The organism is Zavarzinia sp. (assembly GCF_049306435.1).
Taxonomy (GTDB): Bacteria; Pseudomonadota; Alphaproteobacteria; order Zavarziniales; family Zavarziniaceae; genus Zavarzinia.
Window position 1 is genome coordinate 1 of sequence record NZ_JBAQRT010000245.1, and the last position, 11,098, is coordinate 11,098.

10 protein-coding genes are annotated in these 11,098 nt (G+C 66.5%); 3 read left to right on the forward strand and 7 right to left on the reverse strand.

The genetic code is table 11. The features are described from left to right. The first annotated feature begins 589 nt into the window (after nucleotides 1–589). Together WAZ62_RS14250 and WAZ62_RS14255 are read left to right on the forward strand one after the other, a co-directional pair. A complete protein-coding gene (locus WAZ62_RS14250) occupies nucleotides 590–2,125 on the forward strand; it encodes a peptidoglycan DD-metalloendopeptidase family protein (RefSeq protein WP_422644202.1) in 1,536 nt (511 codons plus the stop codon). A 70-nt stretch (nucleotides 2,126–2,195) separates the two neighbouring features. Continuing rightward, nucleotides 2,196–2,759: a TetR/AcrR family transcriptional regulator gene (locus WAZ62_RS14255; protein WP_422644203.1), complete on the forward strand. Its 564-nt coding sequence runs from the start codon at nucleotides 2,196–2,198 to the stop codon at nucleotides 2,757–2,759. Nucleotides 2,760–2,811: 52 nt separating this feature from the next. Here the strand turns inward: WAZ62_RS14255 and clpB are convergent, their stop codons facing one another. Next, a complete protein-coding gene (clpB, locus tag WAZ62_RS14260; RefSeq protein WP_422644204.1) occupies nucleotides 2,812–5,460 on the reverse strand; it encodes an ATP-dependent chaperone ClpB in 2,649 nt (882 codons plus the stop codon). Nucleotides 5,461–5,641: 181 nt separating this feature from the next. Next, on the reverse strand, nucleotides 5,642–6,109 hold the full coding sequence (locus tag WAZ62_RS14265) for a DUF4167 domain-containing protein (protein WP_422644205.1): 468 nt from the start codon (nucleotides 6,107–6,109) through the stop codon (nucleotides 5,642–5,644). Between the two features lie 104 nt (nucleotides 6,110–6,213). Between WAZ62_RS14265 and WAZ62_RS14270 the strand changes: the two genes are divergently transcribed. After that, nucleotides 6,214–6,369, forward strand: a complete 156-nt coding sequence (locus WAZ62_RS14270; protein ID WP_422644206.1) for a hypothetical protein — start codon at nucleotides 6,214–6,216, stop codon at nucleotides 6,367–6,369. On the opposite strand, the gene prmC is transcribed toward WAZ62_RS14270, so the two are convergent. The 5 genes from prmC to WAZ62_RS14295 form a co-directional block, all read right to left on the reverse strand. Further along, nucleotides 6,366–7,223: a peptide chain release factor N(5)-glutamine methyltransferase gene (gene prmC / locus WAZ62_RS14275; RefSeq protein ID WP_422644207.1), complete on the reverse strand. Its 858-nt coding sequence runs from the start codon at nucleotides 7,221–7,223 to the stop codon at nucleotides 6,366–6,368. The two genes, WAZ62_RS14270 and prmC, sit on opposite strands and share 4 nt — an antisense overlap. A gap of 15 nt (nucleotides 7,224–7,238) precedes the next feature. Further along, nucleotides 7,239–8,324, reverse strand: coding sequence for a peptide chain release factor 1 (prfA, locus tag WAZ62_RS14280; protein WP_422644208.1), 1,086 nt, complete (start codon nucleotides 8,322–8,324; stop codon nucleotides 7,239–7,241). After that, nucleotides 8,324–9,568 (reverse strand): histidine--tRNA ligase, encoded by a 1,245-nt coding sequence (hisS, locus tag WAZ62_RS14285; RefSeq protein WP_422644209.1) that lies wholly within the window; start codon nucleotides 9,566–9,568, stop codon nucleotides 8,324–8,326. The genes prfA and hisS overlap by 1 nt, the downstream gene beginning before the upstream one ends. Nucleotides 9,569–9,659: 91 nt before the next feature. Next, nucleotides 9,660–10,781, reverse strand: coding sequence for a flavodoxin-dependent (E)-4-hydroxy-3-methylbut-2-enyl-diphosphate synthase (gene ispG / locus WAZ62_RS14290; RefSeq protein WP_422644210.1), 1,122 nt, complete (start codon nucleotides 10,779–10,781; stop codon nucleotides 9,660–9,662). A gap of 16 nt (nucleotides 10,782–10,797) precedes the next feature. Continuing rightward, on the reverse strand, nucleotides 10,798–11,098 hold a 301-nt coding region (locus WAZ62_RS14295; RefSeq protein ID WP_422644211.1), incomplete at its 5' end, for a DUF4115 domain-containing protein.

An 11,098-nucleotide genomic window follows, 5' to 3' on the forward strand; every position in this document is an offset into this window, starting at 1 on the left:
CTTCGGTTTGCAGCACCACCTTTCGGCTCGCTGCGAGGTCGCGGTTTCTACTACCACCACCCCATCGTGTCAACCGGTTTTTTTCAAGTCCCGAAGAACCAAACCAACCGATCTTCACTGCAACACCCGACGTTACCACCCGGCGCTGCGAGGTGCGGCTTATACAAAACCCCGCCCCTTCGTGTCAACCGGTTTTTCGTGGCCCTCGCGAACCAGATCACCGGTCTTCACTGCAACACCGGAAGTTACCTCCAGGCACTGCGAGGCGCGGCTTATATCCAACCGCTCCAGCCCGCGTCAACCGCTTTCTTCTTCGCCCCTTTCGAGGGATCTGAAAGCCACCGCCGCCAGCCCCGCCGCCAAACCCCAGTCACCCGGTGCCCGTCGGCGAGGCGCGGTTTGTAGGCCCCATTCCGATGAGTCGCAAGCCCAAAAATGAAGAAATCTTGACCGCCACCATCCCTTGGGGCGGACCATGCCCGCACCCACTGCCGACAGAAATGTTGACCTCGCATTCCACGCGGCAGAAGGTTTCAGCGCGCCGATGGCGCCCCTCCCCAGTTTGTGATCCGGTTGAAGGCTTCGGCAATTGTCATCCCCGCATTTTCCCTTTTCCGATGATCCCGAAGGCCGGGGTCATGCCAATCCCCTGCTCGAGACCATCGTTCATCACTCCTATGAACGCAGGGCCCGTCTGCCCCTCGGCCGTTTCCTGCTGTCGGTCGCGGTTGCCGCCGGCATCGGCCTTGGCGCGGGCATCGGCGTCGCGACTCTGATTTCCCTCGACGATGTCTCGACCGCCTTCGTCGCCTTCGAGGACGCGCCCGCGGGATCGCTCGCCGATGGCGATCCGTCCGACACCGACAACATGGCGTCCGAAGACAGTCTTCAGGCCCCTGACGACGGCGCCGACCCCACGGTGGAGCCGCCCGCGGCCGAAGATGTCGCGGGCACTCCCGAGCCCGATATTCTGCGGGTCGAGGCTGGCGATACGCTGATGACCCTGTTGACCGGCAGCGGCCTTTCGCGCGCCGAGGCCTTCGACGCGGTCGAGACCCTGCGCCCCCTGTTCAATCCGCGCGACCTGCGGGTCGGCCAGGAAATCAGCGTGCGGCTACGGCCGGAAGCCGATGATGCCGGCGCCGAAAATGGCGGCAATGCCCCGCGCCTCGCGGAACTGGCCTTCGACACGGATGTCGACCGCCGCGTCCGGCTGACCCGGGGCGAGGATGGACGCCTGACGGCCGTCGAAGAACGGACGGAACTCACCCTCGCCCTCGCCCGGGTCACCGGCTCGATCGATGATTCGCTTTTCGCCTCGGCGGCCCGCGCGGGCCTGCCGGATTCGGTCACCACCGAACTCATCCGCATGTTCAGCTATGATGTCGACTTCCAGCGCGACATTCACCCGGGCGACCAGTTCGATGTCCTCGTGGAGCGCCATCAGGATCCGGACGGTCGCACCCTGAAATGGGGCGACATTCTGTTCGCCCGGCTGACCATCCAGGACGGCAGCCTGCCCATCTATCGCTATTCCCCCAGCGATGACGGCATCCCCGATTTCTTCAATCCAAAGGGCGAGAGCGTGCGCAAGGCCCTGCTGCGCACGCCCATCGATGGCGCCCGCATCTCGTCCGGCTTCGGCATGAGGCGCCACCCGGTGCTGGGCTATTCCAAGATGCACAAGGGGCTCGATTTCTCCGCCCCCACGGGCACCCCGATCCTCGCCGCCGGTGACGGGGTGATCGACAAGCTCGGCCGGGCCGGGTCCTACGGCAATTATGTCCGCATCCGCCACGACGGCAAATATTCGACCGCCTATGCCCATATGTCCCGCTTCGCCCGCGGCCTGAAGCCGGGCAGCCGGGTGCGTCAGGGTCAGACCATCGGTTATGTCGGCACCACCGGACGCTCCACCGGCCCGCATCTCCATTACGAGATCCTGACGGCGGGCCACCAGATCAACCCGCAAGGGGTGAAATTCCAGACCGGACGCCGCCTGACCGGCAAGGATCTGGCGGCCTTCAACGCCCGCAAGCGCAAGATCGACGGCGAATTGGCGGAGGCGCCGGTACTTTCCGCCATGGTCGCCGAGGAAAAGACCGACGATCCGAAGCGGGATTGACCGGGGATGCATTGACCGCCATCCGGCGGCTTAATATTATCATTGTAATATCAAGCCGCCGGACCCCGACATGCGCTATTCGACCGACCACAAGGAACGCTCGCGCGAGCGTATCCTGAAGGAAGCCTCCGTCCTGCTGCGCACGCGCGGTGTCGATGGTGTTGGCCTGGCCGAGATCATGCGCCACGCCGGCCTGACCCATGGCGGATTCTACGCCCATTTCCCATCGCGCGAGGCCCTGGTGGCCGATGCCTTGTCCGCCGCGCTGGATCAGACGGTCGGCCGGCTGGGTGATCTGGTCGCGGCCACCCCGGCGGACCAGCGCCTCGCGGCGATCGTGCGCGCCTATCTCAGCCGCCAGCACATGGAAGAGCCGGGCAATGGTTGTGTCTTCGCCGCCCTTGGCGGCGACATCGGCCGGCTGCCGCTCGCGACGAGGGAGCAGCTGGCACAGCATCATCAGCGGCTGATCGCCCTGATCGCCGACGGGCTGGACGGTCTCGGCCGCCCCCGCGACCAGGCCCCGGTCATCCTGGCCACGATGATCGGCAGCCTGACCATGGCCCGGCTGATGCCGGATGCCGAGGCCGGCCAGCACCTGCTGGCCGAAGCCGTGACCGCCATCCTGACCTGACGAAAACAGGCCCCCCCCCGAAATCCCGGGGGAGGGCGGCCCGCGCATGATGTCAGGCGTTGCCTTCGACGTGGGAGACGAAGGCGGCGCCGGGCTTTTTCTTCAGGACGTCGGCATCGGTCTCGACCGCGCGGCCGTTCAGCACCAGCTGGCCGGCTTCGGACGAGACGTTCACCGTATCGCCCTCGCCGACCTTGCCTTCGAGGATCAACTCGGCCAGCTGGTTCTGCAGGTTGCGCTGAATCACCCTCTTGAGCGGGCGCGCGCCATAGACCGGATCGTAACCCGCCTCGGCCAGCCATTCCTTGGCCGCCTGGTCGAGTTCGATCGTGATCTTGCGCTCGGTCAGCAGCTTGCGCAGGCGGCCCAGCTGGATCTCGACGATCCCCGTCATCTCGCTCCGGCCCAGCCGGTTGAAGAGGACGATTTCATCGAGCCGGTTCAGGAATTCCGGCCGGAACGCCGCCCTGACCGCGCCCATGACGAGATCACGGGTCCGGCCCGGGTGCTGATCCGCATCCTCCGCCGCGAGATATTCGCCACCGAGGTTGGAAGTGAGGATGATCACCGTGTTGCGGAAATCGACGGTCCGGCCCTGACCATCGGTCAGGCGGCCGTCGTCGAGCACCTGCAGCATCACGTTGAAGACATCGGGGTGCGCCTTCTCGACCTCGTCGAACAGGATCACCTGATAGGGCCGGCGCCGCACGGCCTCGGTCAGCACGCCGCCTTCCTCGTAACCGACATAGCCCGGAGGCGCGCCGATCAGGCGGGAGACCGCGTGTTTCTCCATGAATTCCGACATGTCGATGCGGACCATCGCCGTATCGTCATCGAACAGGAATTCGGCCAGGGCCTTGGTCAGTTCGGTCTTGCCGACACCGGTCGGCCCGAGGAACAGGAACGAGCCGATGGGTCGCCCGGCATCCTGCAGCCCGGCCCGCGACCGCCGCACGGCATGGGTGACGGCGGCCACCGCTTCCGGCTGGCCGACGACACGGCTGGACAGCAGCTGATCCATCTTCATCAGCTTGTCACGCTCGCCCGACAGCATCTTGTCGACGGGAATGCCGGTCCAGCGCGAGACGACGGCGGCGATATCCTGATCCGTCACCGCCTCGCGGCGGTTGGACTGGTCGCCCGCGGCCTGCGCCTCTTCCAGCTTGCGGGTGAGGTCGGGAATGAGGCCATAGGCGATCTCGCCGGCGCGGGCGAGGTTGCCCTTGCGCTGGGCCTGTTCGAGTTCCGAACGGGCGGCGTCGAGCTGTTCCTTCAGCTTCTGCTGATCGGACAGCTTTTCCTTGTCGGCGCGCCATTGCGCCGTCATCCCGGCGGATTCCTGTTCGAGTTCGGCCAGATCCTTCTCGAGCTTGGCGAGCCGCTCCTTCGAGGCGCGATCGTCTTCCTTCTTCAGGGCCTCGCGCTCGATCTGCAACTGCATGATCTTGCGGTCGATCTCGTCGAGGGCCTCGGGCTTGGAATCGACTTCCATGCGCAGGCGCGAGGCGGCTTCGTCCACGAGGTCGATCGCCTTGTCCGGCAGGAAGCGGTCAGTGATATAGCGGTTGGACAGGGTCGCCGCCGCGACCAGGGCGACGTCCGAAATCCGCACGCCATGGTGCAGTTCGTATTTCTCCTTGAGGCCACGCAGGATCGAGATCGTATCCTCGACCGTCGGCTCGGAGACGAAGACCGGCTGGAAGCGCCGGGCCAGCGCCGCGTCCTTCTCGACATGCTTGCGATATTCGCTGAGCGTGGTCGCGCCGACGCAATGCAACTCGCCCCGCGCCAGGGCCGGCTTCAGCAGGTTGGACGCATCCATCGCGCCATCCGCCTTGCCGGCGCCGACCAGCGTGTGCATCTCGTCGATGAACATGATGATGTCGCCGGACGCGGTGATTTCATTGAGGACGGCTTTCAGCCGCTCCTCGAACTCGCCGCGATATTTGGCGCCCGCCACCATGGCGCCGAGATCGAGCGACATGAGTTGCTTGTGCTTCAGCGATTCCGGCACGTCGCCATTGACGATGCGAAGGGCGAGGCCTTCCGCGATCGCGGTCTTGCCGACGCCGGGCTCGCCGATCAGCACGGGGTTGTTCTTGGTCCGGCGCGACAGGACCTGAATGGTGCGGCGAATCTCTTCGTCGCGGCCGATGACCGGGTCGAGCTTGCCGTCCCGCGCCGCGGCCGTCAGGTCGCGGGCATATTTCTTCAGGGCGTCATAGCTGTCCTCGGCCGAAGCCGTATCGGCGGTGCGCCCCTTGCGCAGGTCGTCGATCGCCTTGTTCAGGGCCTGGGCGGTCACGCCCGCCCGCTTGAAGACATCGGCCGACGGCGTGCCCGACGCCATGACGAGGGCGAGCAGCAGCCGCTCGGCGGTGACGAAGGAATCGCCCGCCTTCTTGGCGACCTGCTCCGCCGCCTCGAACAGACGCGCGGTTTCCGGCGCGAGATAGACCTGACCCGCGCCCTGGCCTTCAACCTTGGGCAGTTTGGCCAGTTCCGCCTCGATGCCGGCCAGCGCGGCTTCGGCCTGGCCCCCCGCCGCCTTGATCAGCGAGGCGGCAAGCCCCTGTTCGTCATCGAGCAGCACCTTGGCCAGATGTTCGGGCGTGAAACGCTGGTGGCCGCTGCGCAGCGCAAGACCCTGCGCCGACTGCACGAAGCCCCGCGCCCGTTCCGTGTATTTCTCGAAATCCATGCCGGATCCCCTTGTCCTTGTGCGGCGGATGTAAGGTCCACCGTCCTTCGACCACCCATATGGTGTTGCCATCGTGCAACACAAGGGGGTGCGGGCACCTTGATGAAAGTCAACAGAGCCCGGCTAAAACGAAGATGCCCGGCACGGGGCCGGGCATCGCAAACTGTCGCCTCGGGCTGGATCAGCCGTTCACGCGATCGCCGTCCATGTCGAACTCGGGAATCTCGGTCTCGTCGTCGCCGATATTGGCCATCGACAGATCGAAGGGCGGCATGTCGGGCTGCCCCCCCTGGCCGGGAGTCTGCGGTTGCCCGCCCGGACCCGTCGAGGGGCCGGTGCCGCGCGGGTTGATGAGGTTGTTGGCCAGCATCAGCCGGTAATAATGCTCGGCGTGCTGCAGGTAGTTCTCGGCGGCGATGCGATCGCCGGCGGACTGGGCATCACGGGCAAGCTGCTGATATTTCTCGAAGACGGTGCTCGCGGTGCCGCGCACCTTGACGTCCGGGCCGTTCGAATCATAGGTGCGATTGGGGCCGTGCCCGGTCTTGCGACCGCCACCACCCCCGCCGCCGCCGCCGCCGCCGTTACCGCCGCCATTGTTGTTCTGTCGGCCGCCACGCGGGCGCTTGTTGTGCTGTCCTGGTCTCATGGACGATCAGTGCTTTCGTCGATTCCATCTGGGAAGTCGGGGCAGGCATCGGTTGCAGGACCCGTGGCCGCGACAGCGGTACAGGTGGCATCAACGGTGCCGGGATGATCGAGGAGATTGCAGCCCATCCCACCGCGGCGCATTTCGCCGCGCAATCTCCAGAACGGAACCTAGCCGGCAAAGTGCAGATTTCCAAGGGTTTTTTGGCTTTTCAGCGCAACATGACGCACATGCCTGCCCATCGCCTGGCAATACCCTAACCCGGACCGCGCCCCAGCACGGCCCGGCCGATTCCGGCGAGGTCCGGTCTGACGGTCACGGGGCCGAGGCCGGCCGCCCCCATCAGCTCCGCCACCGCCTCCGCCTGACCGATGCCGACCTCGAATCCGACGATGGCGCCGGGCGCCGCGACCGTGGCGATCTGGCCGACGATCGCGCGGTAAGCCCCCAGACCGTCGCCGCCCGGGGTCAGCGCGGCGCGTGGCTCGAACAGGCGGACTTCCGGGGCGAGCCGCGCCAGATCCGCTTCCGGAATATAGGGCGGGTTGGAGACGATGACGTCGAACGGCCCGGAAAGTCCAGCGCACCAGTCACCCTCGACGATACTGGCCCGACGATCGAGGCCAAGGGCCGCCATGTTTTCCCGCGCGACGGCGGCGGCGGCGGGCGAGCGGTCGACACCGACCCCCTGCGCCGCCGGGCATTCGGTCAGCAGCGCCGCCAGGATGCAGCCCGTGCCCGTGCCGAGATCGAGAATGCGCAAGGCTTGCCAGCGGCGAAGGCCGATCACCGCCAGCACCGCCTCGACCAGCGTCTCGGTATCGGGCCGCGGATCCAGGGTCGCCCCGGTCACCTTGAAGGTCAGCGACCAGAACTCGCGCCGGCCAAGGATCTGGGCCATGGGCCGGCGCCCCGCCCGTTCGGCGGCGAGGGTGTCGATTCTCGACGCCGAAGCCCCGTCCACCGGATCGTCGCCCCGGGCGATGATCTGCGCGCGCTCAAGCCCGAGAACATGGCCGACGATCAGTTCAGCATCCCGCCGCGGCCCCTCGACCCCGGACACGCGCAGGCGCTGGGCCGCGTCCTGAACCAGGGATTTGATCGTCGTCGTCATGGCGGCAGGCCCCGCTCAGCCCTGGCCGTCGAGGGCGGCGAGACGGTCGGCCTCGTCGGCGGCGATCAGGGGCTCGATCACTTCGTCGAGAGCATCGCCCATGATCACCTTGTCGATCTTGTAGAGGGTCAGGTTGATCCGGTGATCGCTGACCCGCCCTTGCGGGAAATTATAGGTGCGGATCCGCTCCGAACGGTCGCCGGAGCCGACCTGACCCTTGCGGTCGGCGGCGCGTTCGGCATCGACCTTCTCGCGCTCCAGCTCGTAGAGCCGGGCGCGCAGCACCTTCATGGCCTTGGCCTTGTTCTTGTGCTGGCTCTTCTCGTCCTGCTGCTGGACGACGAGGCCGGTCGGCAGATGGGTGATACGCACGGCGGAATCCGTGGTGTTCACCGACTGGCCACCGGGGCCGGACGAACGGAAGACATCGATCCGCAGGTCCTTTTCGTCGATGGCGATATCGACCTCCTCCGCTTCCGGCAGGACGGCGACGGTCGCGGCCGAGGTATGAATGCGCCCGCTCGCCTCGGTCGCCGGCACGCGCTGGACCCGGTGCACGCCGGATTCGAATTTCAGCCGGGCGAAGACCCCGGCGCCGGTGATCGAGGCGATGACTTCCTTGTAGCCACCGTGTTCGGCCTCGGATTCCGACATCATCTCGACCCGCCAGCCATGCAGCGCGGCATAGCGTGTGTACATGCCGAACAGATCGCGGGCGAAGAGCGCCGCTTCCTCGCCGCCGGTGCCGGCGCGAATCTCGAGGATGGCCGAGCGTTCGTCCGCCGCATCCTTGGGCAGAAGGGCGATGGCGACCGCCCGCTCCAGCTTCGGCAGGCTTTCCGACACCTGGTCCCGCTCTGCCTCGGCGAGGGCCTTCATATCCGGGTCCGAGGCGGGATCGGCGATCATCGCTTCGAGATCGGCCAGTTCCCGCCGGCGCGCCCGGAACGTGCGAATGGTCTCGGCCAGCGACTCCAGCTCGGCCAGTTCCTTGGACGCCCGGGTGAAGTCGGCGGCGGCCAAGCTGCCGCTCGACAGCTCGGCCCCGAGGGCTTCATGGCGCAGCAGGATGCGGTCGAGCTGGTCGTCGCGCAGTTTCATCAGCGATAATCCGCCAGCGCCGTCTCGATCTGACCGATCGCCACCACCGTCTCGGCCCTGGTGTCGAGGTCGCGGCATTTCACCGTACCGGCGGCGATTTCATCGTCGCCCAGCAGCAGCGCGACCCGGGCGCCATGTTTCGAGGCCCGCTCCAGCCGCTTGCCGACATTGCCGCGATAACCCTGCTCGACCGTGTAGCCGGCCTGGCGCAGGCGCCGCGCGATCTGCAGCGCCGGCACTTCCGCCGCCTCGCCGATCGGCACGATGGCGACGGCGCGCGCCGGGGCCATCGGCGGCGCGATCATCATGGCGAGACGCTCGATCCCGGCGGCGAAGCCGATGCCGGCGGTCTGCGGCCCGCCCATCAGGGCGATCAGCCCGTCATAGCGGCCGCCGCCCAGCACGGTGCCCTGCGCGCCGAGATCCGTGGTCACGAATTCCCAGGCGGTGTGGCTGTAATAGTCGAGGCCGCGCACCAGACGCTCGTCCAGCGTATAGCCGATACCGAGGGCATCGAGGCCGCGCCGCACCTTGTCGAAAAATGTCCGCGAGGCTTCGTTCAGATAGTCGTGCAGGCGGGGGGCGTCGACCACCAGCTTGCGGTCGCCCTCGTCCTTGGAATCGAGGATGCGCATCGGGTTGCGGTCGAGGCGCTTCAGGCTGTCCTCCGACAGCTGGTCCTGATAAGCCGAGAAATAATTGATCAGGGCCTGGCGGTAATTGTTCCGGCTGTCGGTATCGCCGAGGGTGTTCAGCTTCAGCTCGACCCGGCTGCCGAGACCAAGCGCGCCGAGGAAATCGGCGCCCAGCGCCAGCACCTCGATATCCGCCTGCGGCTCGGGCACGCCCAGGACCTCGGCGTCGACCTGATGGAACTGGCGCAAGCGGCCCTTCTGCGGCCGCTCGTAGCGGAACATCGGGCCATGGCCGCACAGCTTCAGCGGCAGATCCTTGGCCAGCCCGCCCGAGATGAAGGCGCGGGCGATGCCGGCGGTCATTTCGGGGCGCAGGGTCAGCGACTCGCCGCCCCGGTCGGTGAACGTATAGGTCTCCTTGGAGACGACGTCCGAGGTCTCGCCCAGGGTGCGGTGGAACACCTCGGAGAATTCGAAGATCGGCGTCGATATGTCCTGGAAACCATAGCGATGGGCGACCGCCTTGAAGGTCGAGACGATATGGTCATGGCGCCGCGCCTCCTCGCCGATGAGGTCGTGCGTTCCGCGGACGGGCTGCAGGGCTGCCATGATCTTCCTCTGTCTTGGATGCTGATTGTGTTCAATGGAGAAAACCACGGCGGAAAAATCCCGCCATGGCCGCGAATTCCAGGATGGGTCGCTATTCGGCCGCCGCGGCCGCGGCCTTGGCCGCTTCGATCTCGGCGGCGCGCGTCTCGACCAGACCGACCACATGGTCGATCATATGGCCGTCGTCGATCTTGTGATCGGTCACGCCGTTCACATAGACCATATGGGTGCCATTGCCACCGCCGGTGACGCCGATCATGGTCTCGCGCGCTTCGCCCGGGCCATTCACCACGCAGCCGATAATCGACAGGGTGATCGGGGTCGAGATATGGGCAAGGCGCTTTTCCAGCACCTCGACGGTCCTGATCACCTGGAACGCCTGACGGGCGCAGGACGGGCAGGAAATGATCGAGACCCCCCGGTGACGCAGGCCGAGGCCCTTCAGGATCTCGAAACCGACCTTCACCTCCTCGACCGGCTCGGCCGAGAGGGAAACGCGGATCGTGTCGCCAATACCGGCCCACAGCAGCGAGCCGATGCCGATCGAGGATTTCACCGTCCCCGTGATCAGCCCGCCGGCTTCGGTGACACCCAGATGCAGGGGATAATCGCAAGCCTCCGCGAGGCCCTGATAGGCGGCGACCGCGAGGAAGACGTCCGATGCCTTCACGCTGATCTTGAATTCGCGGAAGTCGTTGTCTTCGAGGATTTTCGCGTGATTGAGCGCGGATTCGACCATCGCCTCGGGGCAGGGCTCGCCGTAGCGCTCCAGCAGCTCGCGTTCGAGACTGCCGGCATTGACGCCGATCCGCATCGAGCAGCCGTGGTCCTTGGCCGCCTTCACGACTTCCCGCACCCGGGCGGCCGAGCCGATATTGCCCGGATTGATGCGCAGGCAGGCCGCGCCCGCTTCCGCCGCCTCGATCGCGCGCTTGTAGTGGAAATGGATATCGGCGACGACCGGCACCTTCACGGCGCGCACGATCGCCTTCAGCGCCGCCGTCGCCTCCTCGTCCGGGCAGGAGACGCGAACGATGTCGACGCCCGCCGCCTCGGCGGCGCGGATCTGGGCGATCGTGCCTTCGACATCGGCGGTGACCGTATTGGTCATGGTCTGGACCGAGATCGGGGCATCGCCGCCGACCGGCACAGTGCCGACCATGATCTGCCGCGATTTGCGGCGGATGATCTGGCGATAGGCGCGCACGCTCATCGGATGGGCCTTGTTGTCAGAGCGGCGGCGGCTTGGCGGCGCCGCTCAGCAGCTTTTCGGGATCGAGAGGAATATTGCGCCGAACCTGGCCGAGATTGCCGAGCGCCCCCATCGACTTGCCGTCGACCACCACCTCGACCGCGCCGGCATTGCCGGTTACCAGCATGGCATCGGCGCGGGGCGGCACCACATAGGTATCCCCGGCGCGCAGGATGCGGGTGAAGATCACGTCCTGATTGTCGCCCACGATCTGGACCCAGGCCGAGGCGGTCGCCTTCAGCACCACGCGGCCCTCCATCGGCACGGCGGCGGACGGC